This window comes from Actinomadura chokoriensis, assembly GCF_039529475.1.
In the GTDB taxonomy this organism is placed as follows: Bacteria; Actinomycetota; Actinomycetes; order Streptosporangiales; family Streptosporangiaceae; genus Spirillospora; species Spirillospora bangladeshensis.
In genome coordinates this window covers 178957-203320 of record NZ_BAAAMW010000002.1, presented here as the reverse complement: position 1 = coordinate 203320, position 24364 = coordinate 178957, and the positions used below count along the sequence as shown (strand labels likewise).

General features: G+C 73.0%; 25 protein-coding genes. 20 read left to right on the top strand and 5 right to left on the bottom strand.

Features of this window, described 5'->3' with window-relative positions:
- Positions 1-29 precede the first annotated feature (29 nt).
- Positions 30-1490, bottom strand: a complete 1461-nt coding sequence (locus ABFX46_RS05165) for an aminobutyraldehyde dehydrogenase (RefSeq protein ID WP_346040178.1) — start codon at positions 1488-1490, stop codon at positions 30-32.
- Positions 1491-1699: 209 nt separating this feature from the next.
- Between ABFX46_RS05165 and ABFX46_RS05160 the strand changes: the two genes are divergently transcribed.
- Entirely contained in the window at positions 1700-1885 is a 186-nt protein-coding gene (locus tag ABFX46_RS05160) for a hypothetical protein (protein ID WP_346040177.1), read from the top strand.
- 227 nt (positions 1886-2112) lie between these two features.
- Here ABFX46_RS05160 and ABFX46_RS05155 read toward each other — a convergent pair whose 3' ends face one another.
- Entirely contained in the window at positions 2113-2853 is a 741-nt protein-coding gene (locus tag ABFX46_RS05155; RefSeq protein WP_346040176.1) for a hypothetical protein, read from the bottom strand.
- A 108-nt stretch (positions 2854-2961) separates the two neighbouring features.
- Complete coding sequence (locus tag ABFX46_RS05150) at positions 2962-3474, bottom strand: helix-turn-helix domain-containing protein (protein ID WP_346040175.1); 513 nt, start codon at positions 3472-3474, stop codon at positions 2962-2964.
- Positions 3475-3711: 237 nt separating this feature from the next.
- On the opposite strand from ABFX46_RS05150, the gene ABFX46_RS05145 reads away from it, so the two are divergent.
- The 13 genes from ABFX46_RS05145 (at position 3712) to ABFX46_RS05085 (ending at position 14863) form a co-directional block, all read left to right on the top strand.
- Positions 3712-3921 carry a helix-turn-helix domain-containing protein gene (locus tag ABFX46_RS05145; RefSeq protein ID WP_165965080.1) on the top strand — a complete coding sequence of 70 codons (210 nt, stop codon included), beginning with the start codon at positions 3712-3714 and terminating at the stop codon, positions 3919-3921.
- A gap of 88 nt (positions 3922-4009) precedes the next feature.
- Positions 4010-4933 carry a hypothetical protein gene (locus ABFX46_RS05140; RefSeq protein WP_346040174.1) on the top strand — a complete coding sequence of 308 codons (924 nt, stop codon included), beginning with the start codon at positions 4010-4012 and terminating at the stop codon, positions 4931-4933.
- A 10-nt stretch (positions 4934-4943) separates the two neighbouring features.
- A complete protein-coding gene (locus tag ABFX46_RS05135; RefSeq protein WP_346040173.1) occupies positions 4944-5291 on the top strand; it encodes a hypothetical protein in 348 nt (115 codons plus the stop codon).
- 173 nt (positions 5292-5464) lie between these two features.
- Positions 5465-5635, top strand: a complete 171-nt coding sequence (locus ABFX46_RS05130; protein WP_346040172.1) for a hypothetical protein — start codon at positions 5465-5467, stop codon at positions 5633-5635.
- A 53-nt stretch (positions 5636-5688) separates the two neighbouring features.
- Positions 5689-6060 carry a peptidoglycan-binding domain-containing protein gene (locus ABFX46_RS05125; protein ID WP_346040171.1) on the top strand — a complete coding sequence of 124 codons (372 nt, stop codon included), beginning with the start codon at positions 5689-5691 and terminating at the stop codon, positions 6058-6060.
- Between the two features lie 90 nt (positions 6061-6150).
- Positions 6151-7296, top strand: coding sequence for an enolase C-terminal domain-like protein (locus ABFX46_RS05120; protein ID WP_346040170.1), 1146 nt, complete (start codon positions 6151-6153; stop codon positions 7294-7296).
- Positions 7297-7346: 50 nt separating this feature from the next.
- Positions 7347-9143, top strand: coding sequence for an FAD-binding protein (locus ABFX46_RS05115; protein WP_346040169.1), 1797 nt, complete (start codon positions 7347-7349; stop codon positions 9141-9143).
- Positions 9140-9811 (top strand): YoaK family protein, encoded by a 672-nt coding sequence (locus tag ABFX46_RS05110; RefSeq protein WP_346040168.1) that lies wholly within the window; start codon positions 9140-9142, stop codon positions 9809-9811. Before ABFX46_RS05115 ends, ABFX46_RS05110 begins: the two co-directional genes overlap by 4 nt.
- A 104-nt stretch (positions 9812-9915) precedes the next feature.
- Complete coding sequence (locus ABFX46_RS05105; RefSeq protein ID WP_346040167.1) at positions 9916-10983, top strand: S1C family serine protease; 1068 nt, start codon at positions 9916-9918, stop codon at positions 10981-10983.
- Positions 10984-11076: 93 nt separating this feature from the next.
- The gene (locus tag ABFX46_RS05100) at positions 11077-11742 is read left to right on the top strand and encodes a TetR/AcrR family transcriptional regulator (RefSeq protein ID WP_346040166.1); all 666 of its coding nucleotides are present in this window, start codon (positions 11077-11079) and stop codon (positions 11740-11742) included.
- Positions 11732-12640, top strand: a complete 909-nt coding sequence (locus ABFX46_RS05095; protein ID WP_346040165.1) for an ABC transporter ATP-binding protein — start codon at positions 11732-11734, stop codon at positions 12638-12640. The genes ABFX46_RS05100 and ABFX46_RS05095 overlap by 11 nt, the downstream gene beginning before the upstream one ends.
- Positions 12637-14244, top strand: a complete 1608-nt coding sequence (locus tag ABFX46_RS05090; RefSeq protein ID WP_346040164.1) for an ABC transporter permease — start codon at positions 12637-12639, stop codon at positions 14242-14244. The genes ABFX46_RS05095 and ABFX46_RS05090 overlap by 4 nt, the downstream gene beginning before the upstream one ends.
- A 16-nt stretch (positions 14245-14260) precedes the next feature.
- Positions 14261-14863: an LOG family protein gene (locus tag ABFX46_RS05085; RefSeq protein ID WP_346040163.1), complete on the top strand. Its 603-nt coding sequence runs from the start codon at positions 14261-14263 to the stop codon at positions 14861-14863.
- A gap of 45 nt (positions 14864-14908) precedes the next feature.
- Here the strand turns inward: ABFX46_RS05085 and ABFX46_RS05080 are convergent, their stop codons facing one another.
- Together ABFX46_RS05080 and ABFX46_RS05075 are read right to left on the bottom strand one after the other, a co-directional pair.
- Positions 14909-16711, bottom strand: coding sequence for a thiamine pyrophosphate-requiring protein (locus ABFX46_RS05080; protein ID WP_346040162.1), 1803 nt, complete (start codon positions 16709-16711; stop codon positions 14909-14911).
- Positions 16712-16744: 33 nt separating this feature from the next.
- A complete protein-coding gene (locus tag ABFX46_RS05075; protein ID WP_346040161.1) occupies positions 16745-17770 on the bottom strand; it encodes an SDR family oxidoreductase in 1026 nt (341 codons plus the stop codon).
- A 116-nt stretch (positions 17771-17886) separates the two neighbouring features.
- Here ABFX46_RS05075 and ABFX46_RS05070 point away from each other — a divergent pair, with 116 nt between their 5' ends.
- From ABFX46_RS05070 to ABFX46_RS05045, 6 genes are all read left to right on the top strand, one after another.
- Complete coding sequence (locus ABFX46_RS05070; RefSeq protein ID WP_346040160.1) at positions 17887-18360, top strand: CBS domain-containing protein; 474 nt, start codon at positions 17887-17889, stop codon at positions 18358-18360.
- A gap of 230 nt (positions 18361-18590) precedes the next feature.
- Positions 18591-19586 (top strand): Gfo/Idh/MocA family protein, encoded by a 996-nt coding sequence (locus ABFX46_RS05065; RefSeq protein WP_346040159.1) that lies wholly within the window; start codon positions 18591-18593, stop codon positions 19584-19586.
- A complete protein-coding gene (locus tag ABFX46_RS05060; protein ID WP_346040158.1) occupies positions 19583-20563 on the top strand; it encodes an inorganic phosphate transporter in 981 nt (326 codons plus the stop codon). Before ABFX46_RS05065 ends, ABFX46_RS05060 begins: the two co-directional genes overlap by 4 nt.
- Positions 20560-21219, top strand: coding sequence for a DUF47 domain-containing protein (locus ABFX46_RS05055; RefSeq protein WP_346040157.1), 660 nt, complete (start codon positions 20560-20562; stop codon positions 21217-21219). Before ABFX46_RS05060 ends, ABFX46_RS05055 begins: the two co-directional genes overlap by 4 nt.
- Positions 21220-21277: 58 nt before the next feature.
- The gene (locus ABFX46_RS05050) at positions 21278-22474 is read left to right on the top strand and encodes an ABC transporter substrate-binding protein (protein ID WP_346040156.1); all 1197 of its coding nucleotides are present in this window, start codon (positions 21278-21280) and stop codon (positions 22472-22474) included.
- A gap of 126 nt (positions 22475-22600) precedes the next feature.
- Positions 22601-24361: an ABC transporter permease gene (locus tag ABFX46_RS05045; protein WP_346040155.1), complete on the top strand. Its 1761-nt coding sequence runs from the start codon at positions 22601-22603 to the stop codon at positions 24359-24361.
- Positions 24362-24364 lie beyond the last annotated feature (3 nt).

Genomic DNA, 24364 nt, shown 5'->3' with positions numbered 1-24364 from the left:
ATGGGTGGGGGTCACTGGGGTCGCCGGGGTCACCGGGCGTCTTCGCCGAGCGCCGACAGCACGTGCTTGACGCGCGTGTACTCCTCGACGGAGTAGAGGGAGAGGTCCTTGCCGTAGCCGGACTGCTTCACCCCGCCGTGCGGCATCTCGTGCACCGGCGGCAGGTGGCAGTTCACGCCCACGTGCCCGGCGTCGAGCGCGGCGGAGACGCGCAGCGCCCGGCCGTGGTCGCGCGTCCACACGCTGGACGCCAGCCCGTACGGGGAGTCGTTGGCCTGCCGGATCGCGTCGGCCTCGCCGGCGAACGTCTGCACGGTGACGACCGGGCCGAAGACCTCGGTGCGGCTGATCTCGTCCCCGGCGGTCACGCCGTCGACGACGGTCGGGCGGTAGAAGTAACCGGGGCGGTCGGCCGGCGCGCCGCCGGTCAGCACCTTCGCGTGCGCCGGCGTCCGCGCGACGAGCCCGCTGACGTGCGCGAGCTGGCCGGGGTTGTTGAGCGGCGGGATGTAGAGGGCGCCGTCGCCGCCGTCGCGGGGCTCGTCCGGGGACAGCCCGACCCGCCGCACCTGCGCGACGAGGGCGTCGACGAACGCGTCGTGCGCCTCCTCGGCCACGATCACCCGGGTGGCGGCGGTGCAGTCCTGGCCGGCGTTGAAGAGGCCGGCGAAGGCGATGCCCTCGGCCGCCGCCGCGATGTCGGCGTCCGCGAACACGACGACCGGGGCGTTGCCGCCCAGCTCCAGGTGGGCGCGCTTGAGGGTGTCGGCCGCGGACCGGGCGACCGCCCGCCCCGCCGCGGTGCTCCCCGTGATCGACACCATCGCCGGGACGGGATGCGCGGCCAGCGCGGCCCCGGTCTCCCGGTCGCCGCACACGACGTTGAACACCCCGGCCGGGAGGATCTCGGCGAACAGCCCGGCCAGGTGGACGGCGCTCGCCGGAGTCGTGTCGGACGGCTTGAGCACGATCGTGTTGCCCGCCGCGAGCGCCGGGCCGAACTTCCAGACCGCCATCATCGCCGGGTAGTTCCACGGCGCGATCGCCCCGACGACCCCGATCGGCTCCCGGCGGATGGAGGAGGCGTGCCCGCGCACGTACTCCGCCGTCGCCTTGCCCTCCAGCATCCGCGCCGCGCCGGCGAAGAAGCGGATCTGGTCCACGATCGGGACGATCTCCTCCCGCATCGTCAGCGCGGGCGGCTTGCCGGTGTCGCGGCACTCGATCGCGGCCAGCTCGTCCGCGTTGCGCTCGACCGCGTCCGCCATGCGGAGCAGGTGGGCCATCCGCTCGCCGGGGGTGGTGCGCCGCCAGTCGGCGAACGCGCGCTCGGCCGCCGCGCAGGCCCGGTCGACGTCCCGCGCGTCCGACCTGGGCGCCGTCGCGTACACCTCGCCGGTGGCGGGGTCGGCGATCTCCATCTCGCCGCCGCCGGCCGCCGGGGCGAACTCCCCGCCGACGAAGTTCCGCAGCTCCGTCCTGCCGCTCATGGCGCCCCCTGGTCCCGCGTCGCGATGCCGCTCGGCTGCGGCGTTCCGCGGTCATGCTAGGAACCGCCGGCCGCCGCCCGCGTTGTGCCGACCGGCCCGCCGGCGGCGGCCGGTTGTGCAGTTCCGACAGTGCCCGGACGGCATCGGGCGTGTGACGGGGACGTGGCCGGGTAGGGCGGCGCTGAACGGCACAGAAGGGGGGACGGATCATGACGGAGCGGACGACCGGCGGCGGCGCCGACGAGGGCCGGCGGGAGCCGGACGAGCAGGCGCACGGGGCCTGGCCGATGCCGGCCGCGACGGCGGAAGAGGTGCACCCGGAGGAGTTCAGGCCCGACTCCCCGGAGGGGCGCGGCGGCCAGATGGAGGATCTCAGCCCCGACGACTTCGAGTGAGCGGTGCCCGGCGGTTCGGAGCGGTTCGGACCGGGGTCCGCCGGGTGGGGAAACCGAGGGTGTCCGCCTCTTCCTGGAGAGCTCCGCAGGCGCGGTCCTGCGCGGAAAAGTGCTGGACGCGCGGATGGCCGGGCGGGGCTCGGTCGGTTTTATCGTCAACACCCCGTCGTGCGAGAAACACGCGGAGTGAAAGAAGCGAACACCTCGGTCGATCGGTCGCCTTTTAATCAGCGCGACGGATCCATGCCGCCCGGATCCCTGGCCCCCGGATCGGGAGGCCACATCGGCGGCCTATCGATGGATCTGCTGTGCGACGGCGGCTGCGGCCGGATGGTTATCGTATGCGCGTCCAGATTCGGACTTATCGCCGATGCCACCGCGGCCGGGAGTATGATAGTCGCGGCCGGACCGGCGGCGGCCGCGGCCGAGATTCCGACCGCACTCTTGGCCATGTCGCCGTGGAACAGCGCGCACAGGCTCAAGAGCGGAATGGCGGACAGTTCCAACAGGCGGGCGGGGCGGCTTTTTTTGGCGCCCTCCCGGAGCATTCGCGCGGCCCGCGACACCTGCCCGCGGCGCAGGTCGCGATTGAGCACGATGATCGTCCGGCCGCTCTGTTCGCGCAGGTAGCCCAGCAGGCGGCTGGGCATCCTGGCGCGCGCGAACGGGCCGATGCGGCCGCGCGGCGCGGCGGCGGTCTGGAGGTGGCGCCACACCTCGCCCGCCTCGTCCTCCTCCTCGATGCCGTCCTTTCCGGCTTTGCTTCCGCTGATGAGAATGAGCGTCGGTTTTTCGGGCATGAGGGGTACCGCGAGGCACTGCCAGCTCCTTGCCGCCCGGAACGCGCGTTCCAGGTCGAGGGGCGGGTTCCACTGCTGCGCCACTGCCAGTTGTGTGCGCAGTTTGGCGTTCTCGCGGGTCAGACGGTCGATGGTCTCTTTGAGGCGCTGTTCATCAGGAACATCCATGACGTCGTCTCCCGATCGCGTCATCCGCGTCGTTCCGCGCCCCCGGCAGCACGACCGCTCAGACAGAAAACCTGGATTGCAGGTTCGCCTGCTACCCAGTAACCGACGCTATATGTTGTCGGCCTTCTGTTGACGGTCGGACTGCACATCGAGAGATCTCGGTGTCGGCCGCATGCGCTTCAGCAGGACGCCGGTCACGGCGGCCCATTTGTCCTCGTCGTCGGCGAGCGATTCGGGGGCGTCCCAGATGAAGCGCAGGAACGGGTCGCCCACCACCTCCTCGGGATAGTTCCCGTCATGGGTGTGCTCGGCGGCCGGCGCGGCGGGAGCGGGAGCGGAGGCGTCCACGCATACGGGGTCGCCGCCGCCGAGAATGGTGCGGAAACTGCCGCGGCGCCAGCCGAGACGGTCCTCCAGGGGGATGATGACGCGGTCGGTGTAGTCCCTGCCGCGCCCGGTCTCGATCTTGTTCACCACCGACAGCGACGGGCCGCCCTCCGCGGCGAGGCTGGCCTGGGAGCCGAAGCCCAGCTCGATCCGGCGCTGCCGGACGATCTGTCCCAGTCTCCGCCACGCCTCCGGCGGGTGGCCGAGGTCGTCCATGTCGTCGAGGTCGTCCACGTGATCAGGCTCCTTCTCGTGTCGCGGGGTGACGGCCTGACACGGTGCGTAAGTGTAGCGGAGCAAAACGGACTTTGACGAGTCGTAACGCGTTTTGGGGCCCCACCATCGGATGCCTGCACAACAGAGTGCATCGAACAACACATGACATGGTTAAAACGCGTCTTGAAGCTGCACGACGCGCTGAGATGCGTTACGCTTCCGGGCATGTCAAGCTCTCCAGGCAGCGAGATCCCCGTGGAACGGCTTCTGTACACACCGCAGGAAGCCGCAGAGATCACGTCGTTCACCCGTGACTGGCTCGTCCGGGCAGCGAGCCGGGGAGAGATACCGCATCGCCGCTACGGCAAGCGCCTGTTCCGGTTCGCCCACGAGGACCTTGAAGCGATCAAGGACATGGGGGCGTGCCCGGTCGAGCCCGCCGAACGCTGGGATCGGTCGAACTGATCTCCCACGGGTGCCGAGACCCGTACGAAGCCCCGCAGAAGGAACGCCACATGAGCACCGCACCACCCTCTCCCTGTCGAGGTGTCCGATGAACTGGCTGAGCCAGGGCACCATCAACGGCCTCGCCGCGTCCGTCGCCGAGCACGAGGTCGCGATCGAGAGGGCCCACGAGGAACTCGAGAACCACCGCAAGGCCGCCTTCCAGGTGATGGAGGTCCTGCACCGGCACCAGGGGCTGGCCGCCGAGGCCAAGTTCCTGCTTACGATCGCGCACGGTGCCGCGCCCATCCCGTCGCCCGGTGAGATCCGCGAGGTCGCCGGCGAGGAGGAGGGGCTCGGCCTCGCGATCGGCAGCATCCGGATGGCGCTGCCGGCGGACGCCTCCGCCGCCCAGTTCGGGCACCTGGCCGAGTCGATGCGCGCCCTCTACGCGGCCGCGCACGTCGTCGCCCTGCACGCCGACGAGCGGGCGCGCACCGGCGCCCCGCCGCCGCCCCTCATGCCGGAACCGGACGTCCCGGTCGGCGTCCCCCGCGCCTTCGCCTCCCTGATGGGCCGCCAGGTCCGCGTGGACAACGCCGACGGCACCCACGAGACCGGCCTGCTCAGCTCCGTCGAAGGGGGGCAGCTCACCCTCCTCGACGAGGACGGCGTCCCCAGCGCGTGGCCGCTGCTGGACGAGGTCCTCGCGGTCCGGGCCTGGCCGCCCGCCGATGAGGCGGCCGCGCCGGACACGCGGAGACCGGACGCCGGCGTGCCGGGCCCCGGCCTGCCGGACGCCGACGCGCCGGCCGCCGACGCACAGGACGCGGCCGTACCGGACGCGGCCGCGCTGGACGGCGACGCGCTGGACGGCGACGCGCTGGACGGCGACGCGCCGGACGCGGCCGTCCAGGAGCCCCCCGAACACCAGACCCCCCAACGGGAGCCGGCGCGGGCCCAGTCGCGCGCCGGGGGCGTGGTGTCCCTGGTGCGGCGGAGCGGACGGTCCAAGAGCGCCGCCGGAATGTGAGGTGGACGCGGTGAGTGGTGAACAGGCCGCCGCCCTGGTGGCGGCGATCATGCTGGGGCTGCTGGCGTACGCCGTGCGGCACCGCCGGCGGACGTCCTGGAAGGCGTCGGAGACGGTCGCGCAGCTCGGCCGGGCGGAGAAGGCCGTCCGGCTCATCGCCTCGCAGCGCGACGAGGCGGTGGCGGCGCGGCACCGGGCCGAGGCGCTCGGGACGGCCGCCCTCCGCGAACACCGCTCGCTGACCGAAGCCTGCTACGACCTGGCGAAGCGCTGGGAGTCGCTGTCCCGCGACGACACCGGCGCGCACGCCGAGCAGCTCCGCCGCGTCGTCCGGCTGCACAGCTGGGACGGGCGCTGAGCAAGCTGCCGAGTCCATGTCGTCCCCCGCCGTGGGGGGAAGGGGACGACCTCCGGCGGCGGGTCTCGGATGGGGGAGGAGATCCGCCGCCGCCGGCGGCCACGCCGGCCACCCGGGCGTGGCCGCCGGCCATTCATTCGATTTCCCGCGTGCGACAGAGACGGAACTGAGACATGACCTTGCACGAGCCCGAGATCGCGCCCGTCCCCGGGCGCTCCCGGGTCTGGACGGAACTGGCGGTCATCGTGTGCGTCATCGCGCTGGCCCTGGTCGGCGCGATCGTGATCGGCGTCGAGATGTCCCGGCTGGCCGCGTCGCCGGGACCCTGCCTGGCACCGCGCTGACCCGCGGACCGCGCCCGGCATCGGCACAGAGAGAAGAACGAACGGTGGATTCGATGAGTCACGACGTGATGGGGACGACGGGCGCGGCGGCCGAGTACGCCGCGCCGATCCAGTGGGCGCCCTGGCTGCAGCGGGGGCTCGGCGGCAAGCACCGCCGGCCGCGCCGCACCATCGTCCAGCTGGTCAAGGGCATGCCGGCGTTCCCGCGCCGGACGCTGAAGTACGAGGGCCCGGGCATGCCGATCATGCACGGCATGGACGTCGAGCAGTGGCAGCGGCAGGCGTGCAAGAAGGGGTACACGCTGCGCGTCGACGGCTGGTACGGGCCGCGGTCGAGCAAGGTGGCCAAATCGCTGCAGCAGCGCGCGGGCATCCCGGACGACGGCGAGATCGACGCCTCGACGTGGGCGGCGACCTGGGAGTGATCCGCCGCCGGCCGGCCGCGCCGCCCGTCCCCGCCCGTTCGTTTCGGCCCCTCCCTCCGCGGTAGTAGACGCTCGTGGAAGGGAGGGGCGATGCGAGCGGGCGCCGAACTGGAGGTCGGGGCGGAGGTCGAGGGCATCACCGTCCACGCGTTCGAGGTGCCGACGGACGGGCCGGACGGCATGGAGGAGGACGGCACGCTCCGCTGGGCCTCGACGACCATGGTCCTGGTCGAGGCGCACGCCGGCGGTGAGACGGGGATCGGCTACACCTACGGCGACACGTCCGTCGCCGCGTTCATCGAGTCGAAGCTCGCGCCCGCCGTGCGGGGCGCCGGCGCGCTCGACCCGGCCGCGACGTGGGATCGGATGTTCGCCGGGATCCGCAACGCCGGGCGTCCCGGCGCCGGGGCGATGGCCGTGTCCGCCGTCGACATCGCGCTGTGGGACCTGAAGGCGAGGCTCCTCGGCCTTCCGCTGGCCAAGGCGCTGCCCGCCTTCCACGACCGGGTGCCCGTCTACGGCAGCGGCGGCTTCACGAACTACCCGCTGGACCGGCTCACCGCCCAGCTCGGCGGCTGGGTGGAGCAGGGCATCCCGCGCGTCAAGCTGAAGATCTCGCGGCGGCCGGAGGAGGACCCGCGGCGGCTCACCGCCGTCCGCGAGGCGATCGGCGCCGCGCCCCAGCTGTTCACCGACGCCAACGGGGCCCTGACCCGCAAGGAGGCGCTGTACTGGGCGCGCCGCCTCGCCGACGAGTGGGACGTCCGCTGGTTCGAGGAGCCGGTGTCCTCCGACGACACCACCGGGCTGCGGCAGGTGCGCGAGCAGGGGCCGGGCCGGACCGAGATCGCCGCCGGCGAGTACGGGTTCGTCCTGAAGGACTTCGCCGACCTGCTGGACGGCCCGGCGGTCGACTGCCTCCAGGCCGACGTCACCCGCTGCGGCGGCGTCACCGGCCTGCTGCAGATCGCCGGGATGTCGGCGGCGCGGCAGATCGACCTGTCGGCGCACTGCGCGCCCGCGGTGTCCGCGCACGCGTTCTGCGCGGTGCCGCGGCTCCGCCACCTGGAGTACTTCCACGACCACGTCCGCGTGGAGCACCTGGTCTTCGACGGGAACCTCAGCCCGGCGGACGGCGCGCTCCGCCCCGCGGCCGACCGGCCGGGCCTCGGCCTGGAGGTCAAGTGGGACGACGCGGAGCGGTACCGGGTGCACGGCGCCCGCCCGCGGGCCTAGCGGCGCCGCCGGCGGGGTCGGCGGACGAACGACGATCGGAGACGACGTCCATGGCGAAGACGCACGTGGCCGGGACGCGGCAGGTGCCGGCGAAGACGGTTCCCACGGCCCCCGGGCCGCCGCGCGGCCGGCAGGTGGTGCAGGTCCGGAAGCTCGCCCGCGCGTTGGAGAAGGCGGTCGAGGGGGATGTGCGCTTCGACGCCGGGTCGAAGGCCATGTACGCCAACGACGCGTCCAACCTCCGGCAGGTGCCGATCGGCGTGGTCGTCCCGAGGACGCTGGACGACGTGGTGGCCGTCCACCGGATCTGCGAGGAGTACGCCGCGCCGATCCTGAACCGGGGCGGCGGGACGAGCCTGTCGGGCGAGACCGTCGACTACGCGGTCGTCATCGACCACTCCAAGTACCTCACCCGGATCGGCGAGCTCGACGCGGAGAACCGGCGGGTCACCTGCGAGCCCGGCGTCATCAACGAGGACCTCGACCGGCACACGGGCGAGCGGAACCTGGTGTTCGGGCCCGACCCGTCCTCGCACTCCCGCTGCGTGATCGGCGGCAACATCGGCAACAACTCGTGCGGCATCCACTCGGTCCAGTCGCAGCTGTACGGGCCGGGGCCGCGCACGTCCGACAACGTCCACGCCCTGGAGGTCGTCACCTACGGCGGCGGCCGGTTCTGGGTCGGGGTGGACGAGGAGGAGGACCTCGACGCCATCATCGCGGCGGGCGGCCGCAAGGGCGAGATCTACGCGGCGCTGCGCGACCTGCGGGACCGGTACGCGGAAGCGATCCGCGCCGGGTTCCCGCCGGTGGCCGAGATGCCGCGCCGGGTGTCGGGGTTCACCCTGGACGAGCTGCTGCCGGAGAAGGGGTTCAACGTCGCCCGCGCGCTGTGCGGCACGGAGAGCACATGCGCGACCGCGCTGCGAGCGGTGCTGCTGCTCACCCCGGCGCTGCTGCAGCGGACGCTCGTCGTCGTCGAGTACGGCGACATCGCCGACGCCGCCGAGCACACCGGCGAGATCGTCGAGCAGTTCCGGCCGATCGGGCTGGAGGCGCTCGCCGACCAGCTCATCGAGGACCAGCGGGAGCAGGACGAGAACATCGACGACTACGGCTTCCTCGACATGGCCGAGCGCTACCTGCACAACGTGCTGGACGTCCTGCGCCCCTACGTCCGGGCCGGCACGCCCGTGGTCGGGATGGAGCCGAGCTGCCTCGCCGTCTTCAAGGACGAGCTCACCAAGCTCCTTCCGCACGACGACGACGCCGAGCGGCTCGCCGAACACGCGCACCACTTCGCCGAGTTCTTCCAGACCTACGGCATCCGCCCGTTGGAACTGCCCGGCGGCGGCAAGGCGCTGCTGCGGGGCCACTGCCACCACCGCGCCACCGGCGGCATCGACGCGGAGCAGAAGGTCCTCGAGCAGATGGGGCTGGAGACCGAGAGCCTCAAGGGCGGCTGCTGCGGCCTCGCCGGGTCCTGGGGGTTCGAGAACGGCAAGTACGGCATCTCCAGGGACTGCGGCGAGCAGGCGCTGCTGCCCGCCGTCCGGGACGCCGACGACGGCACGGCCATCGTCGCCAACGGCTTCTCCTGCAAGACGCAGATTGAGCACGCGAAGACCGGACGGCGCGCCCTGCACATCGCGCAGCTCATGCAACTGGCCAGGGAGAGCGGCGGCCCGGTCGGCGGCCGACCGGAGAAGGCCCGGCACGCCGGCAGGCCCGCGCCGCCGCCGTCCCGGCGCGCGGCCCGCGTCGGCGCGGCCGCCGGCGCGGGCGCGGTCACCGCGGCGGGAATCGGGCCGGCCCTGCGGCGGCGGCCCGGGACGAGGCGCATGTGACCCTCGCGAGGCGCGCGACGATCCTGCCCGTCCTCGCGCTGGCCTCGGCCTCCACCGACGTGGTCAGCTACCTCGGCCTCGGGCACGTGTTCACCGCGAACATGACGGGGAACACCGCGCTGCTCGGCATCGGCATCGCGTCCGCGAAGACGGGCGCGGTCCTGCGGTCGGTGTGCGCGCTCGCCGGGTTCGTCGCCGGCGCCGCCGCCAGCCGGTTGTTCGCCCGCCGCCGGCGCGCGCTCGCGTCCTGCCTGGCGGCGGAGGTGCTGCCGCTGGCGGCCTGGTTCGGCTGGTGGCAGGCCGTCGGCGGTCCCGCGCACGGGTCGGCGCGGTACGGCTACATCGCGCTGGCCGGGGTCGCGATGGGGCTGCAGAGCGGCGCGGTGACCCGGCTCGGCGTCCCCGGCGTGACGACCGTCTTCATCACCGGCACCATCACCGCACTGACCGTCGGGCTCACGGGCCGCCCGCACGGCGGGCCGCTGCCGCAGCGGAAGCCTTCGAACCACGTGCTCCAGGGCTTGATCGTGGTGTTCTTCCTGGCGGGCGCGCTGGCGGGCGGCTACGCGTTCCATTACTGGGGCGGCACCGCCGCCGTCGTCCCGCTCGGCATCGTGGCGGCCGCCGCGGCGGCGGCCTTCGCCCGGCCGCCCGAGGAGGAGGCGTGACCGCCGTCGCCGGCCCGGCAGGGCGGGGCATGGTGAGGCAAAAACGTGACCTCTTCGGCGGCTGATCCGCGGATGAGGGGAACTGTCCACTCTGGAGGTGGAGCGTGGACAGGAACGCGAAGGTCAGGGCCTGCGCGGTGGCGGTGGCGGGGATGCTGGCGCTGGCGGGGTGCAGCGGAGGGGACGCGGAGAACGCCGCGTCGACGACGGCGCGGACGTCGGCGCCGGTGTCCGGGTCGGCGGCGGACCTGCAGCAGCAGTACGAGAAGGTCGTGGACGCCGTGCTGCCGTCGGTGGTGAAGATCCAGACCGACCGGGCGGAGGGGTCCGGGGTCGTCTACGACGGGCAGGGCCACATCGTCACGAACGCGCACGTGGTCGCCGGGGCGAACAAGATCCAGGTGACGTCGTCCAGCGGCGGCGCCACGCTGAGCGCCGACCTCGTGGGCGCGTTCGCGGCCGACGACCTCGCCGTCCTCAAGGTGGACGGCGGGAACCTCAAGCCGGCGTCGTGGGGCGACTCGGGCAAGGCGCGGGTCGGGCAGATCGTCCTCGCGATGGGCAACCCGCTGGGGCTGGCCGGGAGCGTGACGAACGGGATCGTCTCCGCGCTGCACCGGACGGTGTCCACCAAGGGCGAGGGCGACTTCCAGGGCTCCACCATCGCCGACGCCATCCAGACCAGCGCGGCGATCAACCCGGGCAACAGCGGCGGGGCCCTCGTCACGCTGAGCGGGCAGGTGATCGGCATCCCGACGGCCGCCGCGTCCGACCCGTCGGTCGGCGGGCAGGCGGCCGGCATCGGGTTCGCGACGCCGAGCGACACCGTCAAGATGATCGTCCCGCAGCTCATCCAGAGCGGGAAGGTGTCGAACTCGGGGCGGGCGGCGCTCGGCGTGACGGTCCGCACGATCGTCGACCCGCAGAGCGGGCAGCGCTCCGCGGTCGCCGTCGTGGAGGTCCAGCGGGGCGGCGGCGCCGCCAAGGCGGGCATCGCGGCGGGCGACCTGATCCTGTCGGTGAACGGCACCGCGACACCCGACCAGACGGCGCTGTCGTCGGTGCTCGCGAACCTCAAGCCGGGCGACACGGTCAAGGTCGAGATCCAGAAGCAGGACGGCTCGAAGAAGACCGTCCAGGTGACGCTCGGGGAGCTGCCCGGCGGCGGGTGACCCGCCGACCGGTCCGCACCGCTTGACGGTGGCCTGTACAGGAGTACAGTGTACGACTGTACAGGCTACTGAACATACGTACAGGCGGGGTGGATGGAGCGGAACGAGGACCTGACCGGCCGGGCCCGGATCCGGGACGCGGCGATGCTGCAGTTCGCCGAGCACGGGGTGAAGGGCGCGACCATCCGCGGCATCGCCAAGGCGGCGGGGGTCTCGCCCGCCCTGGTGCAGCACCACTTCGGGACGAAGGAGGCGCTGCGCCAGGCGTGCGACGAGCACGTCATCGCGGTGATCCGCGAGACCAAGCAGGAGGCCCTGAGCGGCGGCATGGGCGACCCCGGCTTCCTGGCGATCGCCATGCGGACGGCCCTGCCCGTCCAGCGGTACCTGGCCCGCTCCCTCACCGACGGCTCGGAGGCGGCGAACACGCTCTTCGACGACGCGGTCGCGTTCTCCGAGGACATCCTCGGGCGCGGCGCCCCGGGCATGAACACGCCCAAGACCGATGACCTGCACGCCTACGCCACCGTCATGACGGCGATGAGCGTCGGCATGGTCGTCCTGCACGACCACCTGTCCCGGGCCCTCGGCGCCGACACGCTCACCGCCGAGGGCTACCCCCGGATGGCGCTCGCGGCGCTGGAGGTCCTGAGCGACGACCTCATGTCGCCCGAACTGGTCGAACAGGCGCGTGCCTCCCTGAAGAACATGCTCGCCGCCGGCGGGCAGCCCCCCACAAGGAGTACCGGTGACCGCTGACACGCCCCCGATATCCGTATCCGGCCTGGTCAAGAGCTTCGGCCGGACGCGAGCGCTGGACGGTCTCGACCTGACCGTCCGGCAGGGCGAGGTGCACGGCTTCCTCGGCCCGAACGGCGCCGGGAAGTCGACCGCCATCCGGGTCCTGCTCGGCCTGCTGCGCGCCGACGCCGGGACCGTCCGGCTGCTCGGCGGCGACCCCTGGCGGGACGCGACGGAGCTGCACCGCCGGCTCGCCTACGTCCCCGGCGACGTGACGCTGTGGCCGAACCTGTCCGGCGGCGAGGTCATCGACCTGCTCGGCAGGATGCGCGGCGGCATGGACCCGCGCCGCAAGGCCGAGCTGCTCGACCGGTTCGAGCTGGACCCGCGCAAGAAGGGCCGCGCCTACTCCAAGGGCAACCGGCAGAAGGTCGGCCTCGTCGCCGCACTCGCCTCCGACGCCGAGCTGCTGCTGCTGGACGAGCCGACCTCCGGCCTCGACCCGCTCATGGAGGAGGTCTTCCAGGAGTGCGTCCGCGAGGAGCGCCGCGCGGGCCGGACCGTCCTGCTGTCCAGCCACATCCTGTCCGAGGTCGAGGCGCTCTGCGACCGCGTCACGATCATCCGCAGCGGCGTCGCGGTCGAGTCCGGGACGCTCGACGAGCTGCGGCACCTGACCCGCACGTCCATCCACGCGGAGCTCGCCGCGCCGCCGGACGGCCTCGCGCTGCCCGGCGCCCACGACGTCCAGATCGACGGGAACACCGTCAAGTTCGAGGTGGACACCCCGCAGCTCGACGCGGCGCTCCGGGTGCTCACCGGCATCGGCGTGCGCAGCCTGGTCAGCCGTCCGCCGACGCTGGAGGAGCTGTTCCTGCGGCACTACAAGGACGAGCTGCAGGAGGCCGCACGATGACCGCGCTCACCGGGACCGGGGGGCTGATCCGGCTGATCCTGCGCCGCGACCGGGTCCTGCTGCCCGCCTGGGTGGTCTGGATCGCGGTGGTGCCGCTCGGCTTCGTCGGCGCCACCGAGAGCCTCTACCCGGAGGCCGCCGACCGGCTGCAGTACGCGCTGACCACCGGGACGAACCCGACGTTCCTGGCCCTCTACGGGCCGATGTACGGCACCGACCTCGGCAGCATCATCGCGCAGCGCTCCGGGTTCATCCCGGTCGTGGTCGGGCTGATCAGCGCGCTCACCGTCGTCCGGCACACCCGCACCGAGGAGGAGGCGGGCCGCCGCGAGCTGCTCGGCGCCACCGTCACCGGGCGCGGCGCGGCGCTCGCCGCCGCGCTCATCGTCACGTTCGCGGCGAACCTCGTCCTCGCCGCCCTGCTCACCGCCGGCCTGGCCGGGCAGGGCCTGCCCGTCGCCGGATCGCTGGCCTTCGGCCTGCAGATGGCCGCCGGCGGCTGCGTCTTCGCGGCCGTCGCGGGCGTCACCGCGCAGCTCAGCGAGAGCGCGGGCACCGCGCGCGGCACGGCGCTCGCCGCGCTCGGCGGCGCGTTCGCGGTCCGGATGGCCGCCGACGTCGGCGGCGCCGGGAACTCGCTGTCCTGGCTCGGCTGGCTGTCGCCGTTCGGCTGGATCAACCGGATCCGCGCCTACGGCGGGGAGCGCTGGTGGACGCTCGCGCTGGTCGTGGCGCTCGTCGCGGTGCTGGTGGCCGCCGCCGGCAGGCTGTCGGCGCGCCGGGACGTCGGCGCGGGCGTGCTGCCGCCGAGGCTCGGGCGGGCCGGCGCCGCGGCCCGGCTGTCGGGGCCGCTCGGGCTCGCCTGGCGGCTGCAGAGCCGCCTGCTCTACGGGTGGCTCGCCGGCTTCCTCGCGCTCGGCATCGTCTACGGCGCGGTCGCGGGCGGGGTGCGGGAGATGGTGGAGGACAACCCCGACCTGGGGGAGGTCTTCGCCCGGCTCGGCGGCAAGAGCGGCATCACCGACGCCTACTTCGCCTCCGTGATGGGCATGCTCGGCCTGTTCGCGGCGGCCTACGCCGTGTCGGCCACGCTGCGGCTGCGCACCGAGGAGGCCGGGCAGCGCGCCGAGGCGCTGCTCGCCACCGCGACGGGACGGCTGCGCTGGGCGTCGAGCCACCTGCTGTTCTCGCTGCTCGGCCCGGTCGCCGCGCTCACCGTGGCGGGCCTCGCCGCGGGGACGGCGCACGGCATCGACACCGGCGACCCCGGCCGCGAGGTGCCGCGCGTCCTCGGCGCCGCGCTGGCGCAGCTGCCCGCCGTCTGGCTGGTCGCCGCGATCGCGCTGGCGCTGTTCGGGCTGGTCCCCGGCCTGACGGCGGGCGGGTCCTGGACGGCCGTTGCCGCCTGCGCCATGGTCACGCTCTTCGGGGCCGCGCTCGGCCTGGAGCAGTGGGCCCTGGACGTCTCGCCGTTCACCCACATCCCGAAGCTGCCGGGCGAGTCGTTCGCGGCGGCGCCCGTGCTCTGGCTGGTGGCGGTCACGGCCGTGCTCGCCGCCGCCGGGCTGGCGGGCTTCCGGCGCCGGGACCTCGCGGCGCACTGACCCGTACCATTGCCGGGTGACGACCTCGACATCCCTCGCCGTCTGCGTGTTCTGCTCGTCCAGCGGCACGATCGACCGCCGTTACGTCGAACTCGCCGCCGAGGCCGGTGCCGAACTGGCCCGGCGCGGCCACAGCCTGGTCAGCGGCGGCGCCCAGGTGTCGTGCATGGGCGCCGTCGCCCGCGCCGCGCGGGCCGGCGGCGCCCGGACCGTCGGGGTGATCCCCGAGGGGCTGGTCAGCGTCGAGATCTCCGACGAGGACAACGACGAGCTGATCGTCACGCCCGACATGCGCACCCGCAAGGGCGAGATGGACCGGCGCAGCGACGCGTTCCTCATCCTGCCGGGCGGCATCGGCACGCTGGAGGAGCTGTTCGAGGTGTGGACGGCCCGGGTCCTCGCGATGCACGAGAAGCCCGTCGTGATCCTCGACCCGACCGGCGTGTACGAGCCGCTCCGCGACCTGATGGTCGGGCTCACCGAGCAGGGCTTCGCCCGCCCGAAGATCTGGGACGCCATCGGCTGGACGGCCACCGTCCCCGAGGCGTTCGACCTCCTGGAGCGGGCGCAGCCCCGCATCGAGTTCTCTCCCGGCGACTACGCCGAGACCCAGCTCTAGCCGTCCCGGCGGACGGGCCCGCGCCCCCGCCCCCGGCGAGGGCGGTCAGTGCTTGCGGCCCGGCATGTTCTCGTACATGTCGGTGAGCTTCTGCCGGAAGCCGCGGGCCGCCATGCCGACCTTCTGCGGGTCCTTGAGGCCGGCCTTGACCGCCTTCTTCGCCTGGTCCTTCATGATGTGCGGCGGGATCGGGGCGATCTCGTCGTCCACCACGAACTCGATCACGACGGGACGGTCGCTGGCGAAGGCCTCCTTCCAGGCGTCGGTGACCTTCTTCGGCTTGTCGCAGTAGATGCCCTTGAGGCCGCACAGCTCGGCGTACTTGGCGTACTCGAAGTCCGGGATGCTCTGCGATCCCTTGAACTTCGGGTCGCCGCCCATCGCGCGCTGCTCCCAGGTGACCTGGTTGAGGTCCTGGTTGTTGAACACGGCGAAGACCAGCGGCGGGGAGCCGGCCAGCCGGTCGGCGTACCGCTTGACGGTGAGCATCTCGTTCATGCCGTTCATCTGGAACGCGCCGTCGCCGACGAAGCAGATGACGGGGCGGTCCGGGAACGCGAACCGGGCCGCGATCGCGTACGGGACGCCGGGGCCCATCGTGGCGAGCGTCCCCGACAGCGACGCCTGCATCCCGTCGCGGAGCTTGATGTGCCGGGCCCACCAGTTGGTGGCCGACCCCGAGTCGGCGGTGAGGATGGCGCCGTCCGGCAGCAGCGGGGACACCTCGTGCGCGACGGCCTGCGGGTTGATCTTCCCCTCGAAGCTCTGCCCGGCGCGCTTCTTCATGACCGTGTCCCAGGTGCGGACGTTCTCCTCGATCTCCTTGCGCCAGGAGCGGTCCTTCTTGCGCTCCAGGAGCGGGATCAGCTCCCTGAGCGTCTCCTTGGCGTCCCCGACGACGTGCGCGTCCATCGGGTAGCGGATGCCGATCATGCGGCCGTCGATGTCGATCTCGACGCCCTTGCAGCTGCCCTCGTCCGGCAGCCACTCGGCGTACGGGAAGCTCGTGCCGATCATGAACAGCACGTCGCAGTTCATGATCATCTCATCGCTGGCCTTGGAGCCGAGCAGCCCGATCGGGCCGGTGACGAACGGCAGGTCGTCCGGCAGCACCTCGCGGCCGAGCAGCGCCTTGGCGACGCCCGCGCCGAGCAGCTCGGCGGTCTCGATCAGCTCCGCGTGCGCGTTCGCCGCGCCCTGGCCGACCAGCATGGCGACCCTCTTGCCCTCGTTCAGGATCCGCGCGGCCTTGTGCAGCTCCTCCTTGTTCGGCAGGACGCGCGGCCGGCTCCAGCCCACACTGGAGTACACCGCGCCGTGCTCCTTCGGCGGCGACGGCACCGCCTCCGACTCCTGGACGTCCTCCGGGATGATGATCGTCGCGACGCCGCGGGTGGTCAGCGCCGTCTTGAACGCCCGGTCGATGACGTGCCGCATCTGCCCGGGCTCCATGACGATCTGGCAGTACTCCGACACGTCGGAGAACAGGTTCTCCAGGTTCACCTCCTGCTGGTAGTGGGTGCCCTGGGAGAGCCGCTTCTGCTGCCCGATGATCGCGACGACCGGCTGGTGGTCCAGCTTGGCGTCGTACAGCCCGTTCAGCAGGTGGATCGCACCGGGACCGGACGTCGCCGTGCAGACGCCGACCTCGCCGGTGAACTTCGCGTGCGCGCACGCCATGAACGCGGCCATCTCCTCGTGCCGCGTCTGGATGAACTCGGGCTTCCCCTCGGCGCGGTCGAACGCGCCGAGCATCCCGTTGATGCCGTCGCCCGGGTACCCGTAGACCCGCTCGATGCCCCACTCCGTCAGCCGCTGGAGGACGTAGTCGGCCACTTGCTGCGCCATTGATCTCTCCTTCGTCGTGGTGTCGTCGTGCCGTCAGCGCCGCAGCAGCCTCGCCGCGCCGGCCGCCGCACCGGCGGCGGCACCGGCCGTCGCGGCCCCCACCAGGTACTTGTGCCGCCCCGCCCACAGCTGCGGGCTCGTCCCGTGCGCCCGATCGTCGAACCGGCCGTGGCTCCCGTGGTCCTCGCCGGAGGGGCCGTCGGCGGGCTCCCACAGGTTCGCCGGGCGGTCCGGGCGCGCGTCCTCGTCGGTGTGCTGCGACGCGAAGCCCGTCCTCGCGAGGTAGCGGTCCAGCAGGCCGGCCGCGAGCCTGTTGCCGAGGATCGTGCCGACGGAGCTGGCGCCGACCCAGTACTCGCGGCGCGCGGGGTGCTCGGCGGCGTACAGCAGCGCGTCCGCCGCGACCTCCGGCTGGTAGATGGGCGGGACGGGCTGCGGGCGCTTGCGCAGCCGCGACAGGACCCAGTCGAACTGCGGGGTGTTGACCGCCGGCATCTGCACCATCGTGACCTTCACGCCGCTGCCCTCGTGCATCAGCTCGGTCCGCAGTGACTCGTGGAAGCCCTTGATGGCGTGCTTGGCACCGCAGTAGGCGCTCTGCAGGGGGATGCCCCGGTAGGCCATCGCCGACCCGCACTGGACGATGACGCCGCGGTCGCGCGGCATCATCCGCCGCAGCGCGGTCCGGGTGCCGTTGACGTACCCGAGGTAGGCGACCCGGGTGGTGCGCTCGAACTCCGCCGGCTCGATCTCCCAGAACGGCGCCAGCACCGAGGAGAACGCCACGTTCACCCACACGTCGATGGGGCCGAGCTCGTCCTCGACCCGCCGCGCGGCCTCCTCGACCCCGTCGCCGTCGCTCATGTCGACGCTGAGGGGCAGGGCCCGGCCGCCGGCCGCAGCCACGTCGGCGGCGGCGCCGTCCAGGCCCTTCTCGCCGCGCGCCAGCAGGGCGATCGCAGCGCCGCGCCGGGCGAACGCCACCGCGGCGGCCCGTCCGATGCCGCCGCTCGCACCGGTGAGCACGACGACGCAATCCTTGCCGATCTTGTGTTTCATCACGCTCCCGCGGCGGCCGGATCCGGTACAGGGACCCACTGCCCGCAGCAAGGGCTCTGTAACGCGGCGGCCCGCCGCCCGGCGCTCACCGGGCGGCGCTCGGATACCGTCGTGGAGTGCGCGCCCGTGACCTCGCCGCCGAGTACCCGACCGTGACGCCCGCGGACTCCGCGCTGGACGCCGCCCGGCTCGTGGCCGCCCAGGGGCTGCCCGGCCTCGTCGTGGTGGACGAGCGGCGGCGCGCGGTCGCGGTGGTGCCCGGCTCGCGGCTGCTGCGCCGGATCGTCCCGCCGCACGTCCGCGACGACCCGACGCTCGCCCGCGTCTACGACGAGCGCCACGCCGACCGGCTGGCGGCCCGGCTCACCGGCCGCACCGTCGCCGAGCTGCTGGAGGACGAGCCGATGCCGCTCCCCGTCGTCGGCCCGGACGCCACCGTGATGGAGATCGCGAGCGCCATGGCGGGCGCCCGCAGCCCCGTGGTCGCGGTCTCCGACGACCGGCGGCACCCCGGGAAGGGCGCCGTGATCGGCGTCGTCACCGCCTCCCACCTGCTGAACCGCCTCCTCCCCGCGCCCGGCGACGGCTGACCCGGCCCCGCCGGGACCCGTTCCCGCGCCGCGCCGGCGGTGCGGTGTCAGGTTGTATGACTTCAGGTCAGAACGTCTAGATGTAAGAACAAAGTATTGACTGCCCGTCCGGCTCGGGCTACAAATGTGCCTCAAGCCACATGAAGATGACGAGAAGGTGAACGGCCGGTGACCACCATCGGTCCACCCGGTGAACTCGCCATCCGATCGGACAGGTCTTGGGAGGCACCATGCGGGTCGGACTGTTGGGCGCGGGGCGGATCGGGGCGTGGCACGCCCGGTTCCTCGGCGGGCATCCCCAGGTGGACGCCCTCCTGATCGGCGACGCCGACGTCCGGCGCGCCGCGGCGCTCGCCGGGCCGATGGGCGCGAGCGCCGGCGACCCGGACTCGGTGCTCGCCGCCGGGCTCGACGCCGTCGTGATCGCCACCCCCACCGCCACGCACGCCGAACTGCTCGGACGCGCCTGCGACGCGGGCGTCCCCGCGTTCTGCGAGAAGCCCGTCGCCCCCGACCTGGGCACGACGCTGGCGGTCCGCGACCGCACCGCCAAGGCCGGCGTCCCGGTGCACATCGGCTTCCAGCGCCGGTTCGACGCGGGCTACGCGGCGGCGCGCCGGGCCGTCCTCGACGGGCGCCTCGGCGCGCTGCACCGCGTCCACCTCGTCACCGCGGACCCGGCGCCGCCGCCGGCCGAGTACGTCCGCTCGTCCGGCGGGATGTTCCGCGACTGCCACATCCACGACTTCGACATCCTGCGCTGGGTCACCGGCCGCGAGGTCGCGGCGGTGACCGCCGTCGGCGCCAACCGCGGCGACGCCTACTTCGCGGCGGCCGGCGACGTGGACACGAGCGCCGCCGTCCTGGAGATGGACGACGGGACGATCGCCACGCTGCAGGGCTCCCGGTACAACGGCGCCGGCTACGACGTCCGCATGGAGCTGTCCGGCACCGACGCGACCTGGGTGGTCGGGCTGGACGAGCGCGCGCCGCTCCGGTCGGCCGAACCCGGCGTCGACTGGCCCTCCGGCGACCCGTGGACCGACTTCCAGGAGCGCTTCGATCCCGCCTACGCGAACGAGATTGGAACGTTCCTAGAAGTGGCGAAGGGCAACATGCCGAGCCCCTGCACCGTGGACGAGGCGCTGGAGGCGTTCCTCGTCGCCGAGGCCGCCACGCTGTCGCTGCACGAGGGCCGCCGGGTCGCGCTGGCGGAGCTGCGATGATCTGGGCGATGGCGTTCGCCGCGGTCGCGCTGGCCTTCGTCTGGGTCACCGGGGTCAACGACGGAGCGGCCCTGCTCGGGCTGAGCGGCCGCTACCCCCGCTCGTCCGGGCCGCTGCTGATGGCGCTGGTGCTCGTGCCGCTGGTCCTCGTCCCGCAGTGGACGGTCGCGGTCGCGCGGACGTTCACCGAAGGGCTCACCGACCTCGGCGACCGGCGCGGCGCGCTCGCCTTCCTGCTCGGCGTGACCGTCGCGCTCGCCGTCGTCGCCGAGCTGTCGCGGCGCGGGCTCCCGACCAGCCTGACCCTCGCGATCGTCGGCGGCATCGGCGGCACCGGGCTCGGCATGGGGCTGGACGTCTCCTGGCGCGGCCTCGGACTCGTCCTCGCCATCGGCGCGGCGGCCCCGCTCGTCGGGACGTCCGTCGGCTACGCGCTCGGGCTCGCCTCCCGGCGGATCCCGTCCTTCACCGGCATGCCCGGCGCCGTGCGGACCGCGCACGTCCTCGCCTACAGCGCCCAGTGCGCCGCCTACGCCGCCAACGACGGGCAGAAGATGCTCGCCGTCGTCAGCGTGGCGCGGCACGTCGTGTCCACCCGCAAGCTCGGCGCGATCGGGCCCGTCCAGCCCACCCCGGCGGTGCTGATCGCGATCGCGGTCGTGTTCTGCGCCGGCGCGCTCAGCGCCGTCCACCGGGTGGGGGAGCGGCTCGGCCGCGGGCTCGTGCTCGCCCGCCCGCTGCACGTGGTCTCCACCGAGGCGGCGGCGGCCGCGTCCGTCGCGGCCAGCTCGATCGCGGGCGCGCCGGTCAGCATGACCCAGTCGGTCACCGCCGGGGTCGTCGGCGTCGCCGCCAGCGAGGGAGCCGCGCGGGTGCGCTGGCAGAACGTCCTCGGCATCGGCGCGGCCTGGGTGTTCACCCTCCCGCTCGCGTTCGCCGGCGGCGTCCTCGGCGGCCTGGCGGTGAGCGCGCTGTGAGCGCCGCCGTCCGCCCCGCCCGCCGGCTGAGGCTCGTCTGGGACGACCTGCGCGGCCGGTCCGGCGACCGGGTCATCGGGCAGGTCGCCCGGCAGGTCAGCGCCGCCCGCGACGGCGCCGAGCTGGCCCGCGAGCTCGCCGCCGGGCGGATCGCCTCCGCGGCGGCCCGCACCCGGATGGCCGAGATCGAGCACGCCGGGGACGCCGAGCGGGCCGCGCTCGCCGCGATGCTGCGCGGCGTCCTCGCCACCCCCATCGACCGGGAGGACCTCTACCGGCTCTCCCGCTCCGTCGACGACGTCCTGGACAACCTCCGCGACTTCGTCCGCGAGGCCGACATGTTCGGGCCGCCCGGACTCGGCTTCGCCGTCCCGCCGCTGGAGGCGGTGCTGGAGGGGCTGACCGCCCTCGACGCCGCCGTCCGGAAGGTCCTCGCCGAGCCCGCCGCCGTCACGATCGCGGCGCTGGGCGCGCGCAAGGCCGGCAACCGCGTCCGGGAGAACCGGCAGGCCGCGCTCGCGCGGCTGTTCGCCGGCCCGCTCGACATCGACGTCCTGCGCAGGCGCGAGCTGCTCGACCGGCTGGACGCGGTGGGGCGGCGCCTGGGCGACGCCGCCGACGCGCTCTCGGACGCGATGCTCAAACGCAGTCACTGATCACCCACCCCCATCGCCGCAGGCCGGGCCGTCGGCGGACGCAAGGAGAGAACCCACAATGATCCGCACCACCATCCCGAGAGGGCACCGGGCGCGCGCGGGAGCCGCCGTGCTCGCCGCGCTCGCCACCGCCGCGCTCGGCGCCTGCGCGCCGTCCACCGGCGGCGAGGAGGCGGCGGAGAAGCCGCTGCCGACCGTCACCGTGGAGGACGCCGCGTCCTTCGACCTGAACGCGCTCATCGCCGCCGCGAAGAAGGAGGGCAGCGTCCTCGCCTACGACGGCAGCGGCGACGTCAAGGACATGGCGGCGGCGTTCGAGAAGAAGTACGGGATCAAGGCCGAGGGCGTGAAGTCCAAGGCCGCCGCCACCGCGGAGAAGATGACCCGGGAGGCGCAGGCCAAGAACGTCACCATCGACGTCAGCCTGTTCGAGGACGGCCCGATGCTCGTCGGGCAGCTCCTCCCGCAGGGGATCGTCAAGACGTGGATCCCGCCGGACCTCGCGAAGAACATCGACGAGAAGAACCGCAACCCGCTGATGATGATCTCCAAGGCGTACGTGTTCGCCTACAACCCCAAGCTCAACCCGGGCGGCTGCCCGGTGAAGAACATGTGGGAGCTCACCGAGCCGCAGTGGAAGGGCAAGGTGATGATGCAGGACCCGCTGGGCAAGGAGGTCTTCACCCAGTGGTTCACGCAGATGTCGGAGCAGGGCACCGACAAGCTCGCCGCCGCCTACGGCAAGCTCGGCAAGGGCGAGCTCAAGATGGAGGAGAAGGACGCCGCCCACGAGTGGGTGAAGCGGCTGGCCAAGAACGACCCGGTCCTCACCAGTGAGGACGAGGACGTCGCCACCGCCGTCGGCGCGCCCAACCAGACCCGCACCACGATCGGGCTGTTCTCCATCGCCAAGTTCCGCGACCTGGAGGACAAGAAGTTCAACATGAAGGTCTGCGAGGGCCTGGCCCCGTGGACCGGCTTCGCCTACCCGAAGTTCGCCACGATCGCGGCCGGCTCCAAGCACCCGAACGCGGCCAAGCTCTTCGTGCACTTCGCGATGGAGAAGGAGGGCTTCGACCTCGAGGCCCACTCCGGCGGCGTCTCCGGCAACAACGAGGTCGGCGTCAGCCCGCACAACCCGCCCGGGCTGACCGACTGGAACACGCAGCTGTACTGGTTCTCCTCGGACAAGCTCATCGCCGACTTCCGCGCCCGCCAGGACATCAAGGACTTCTGGCGCGTCAACCACTCCTGACCACCGTCTCCCGGCGGGCCGCGGAGGCGGCCCGCCGGGCTCCATCCCCCGGAGGAACTGCCCATGGCGGTCGCCGCCCCCGCACGGCCGGCGTCACGCGGCCGGCGCGTGCTGTACCGGGCACGCGTGCTCCTGCGTGACCCGACCGTGCTGCTCGGCCTCGTGCTGAGCGCCGTCCTGCTCTACCTCGTCATCGCCCCGCTCGTGTCGGTCATCTCGGACGCGGCCCGCGTCCAGTACGGCGACGAGGCCCGGTCCGGCCAGGACTACGGCTCGTTGACGGGCTACTACCTGTGGCGGGTGTTCCGCTCGCCCGTCAGCAAGCTGCTGTTCTGGGAGCCGCTGCTCCACACCGTCACGGTCGCGGTCGGCGTCATCGCCTTCGCGCTCGTCGTCGGCGGGTCGATGGCGTGGCTCGTGACCCGCACGAACGTCCCCGGACGCAAGTTCCTGGCCGGCGCGCTCGTCGTCCCCTACATGCTGCCGTCCTGGACGTTCGCGCTCGCGTGGCTGTCGCTGTTCAAGAACGAGCGCTCCGGCGGCCAGGTCGGCTACCTGCAGGGCGCCGGCATCCACACCCCCGACTGGCTCGCCTACGGGCCGCTGCCGATCATCGTGACGCTCGGGCTGCACTACTACCCGTTCGTCCTGCTGCTGTTCGGCAACGCGCTGCGCCGCATCGACTCGCAGCTGGAGGACTCGGCGCGCATCCTCGGCGCCGGCGGCCGGACGGTCGTCCGCCGCATCACGCTGCCGCTGATGCTGCCCGCGCTGTCGTCGGCGGTGCTGCTCGTCCTCGGCCGCGTCCTCGGCACGTTCGGCACCCCCTACATCCTCGGGCTGCCCAGCGACTACAACGTCCTGTCCACCGGCCTCTACCACGCCATCCGCGACCGCAGCACCGGCGTCGCCTCGACGCTCGCCGGCGTCATCGTGCTGATCGGCGTGCTCGTCGTGGTCGTCGACACCCGGCTCGTGCGGGAGCAGCGCCGGTTCGTCACGGTCGGCGGCAAGGGCGCCATGGACCGCCGCAGCGACCTGCGCCGCTGGCGGTGGCCCGCGTTCGGCCTCGGCATGACCGTGTTCGCCGCCAGCGTCGTCATCCCCGTCCTGACCCTGCTGCTGTCCACCGTCACCAAGACGCCGGGCGTGTTCAGCGCCGACAACTTCACGCTCAAGTACTGGTTCGGCGCCGAGCTCGAAGGCGCGGTCGGCTTCCCGCACGGCGTGCTGCGCGGCACCGAGCTGTGGGCGGCGGCCTGGAACAGCCTGCGCATCGTCGGCGTCGCCGCGCTCGTCTGCGGCATCGCCGGACTGCTCATCGGCTACGTGGTGGTGCGCGGCGCCGGGAGCCGGGTCTCCGGCTTCCTGCGGCAGGTGTCGTTCCTGCCGTACCTGGTGCCCGGTATCGCGTTCGCCGCCGCCTCGCTGTCGCTGTTCGCCGTCCAGCGCGGGCCGATCCCGGCCCTGTACGGGACGATCACGCTGCTCGTGGTCGTGATGGTGGTGACGCACCTGCCGTACTCGTCCCGGTCCGGGATCTCGGCGATGATGCAGCTCGGCCGGGAACCGGAGGAGGCCGCGCAGATCAGCGGCGCCCGCTGGTGGACCCGGATGACGCGGATCATCATGCCGATCCAGCGCGGCGCGCTCGTCACCGGCGTGGTGCTGCCGTTCATCTCCGGGCTGAAGGAGCTCAGCATCGTCATCATGCTGACCACCGCCGGCACCCAGCTGCTGACCACCCTGTCCATCGGGCTCGTCGAGTACGGCTACACCCAGCTCGCCAACGGCGTCGTCCTCATCATCGCCCTGCTCTCGTTCACCATGACCTACCTGGCCCAGCGGCTCACCAAGAGCAGCCTGGCCTCGGGCATCGGAGGTTGATCA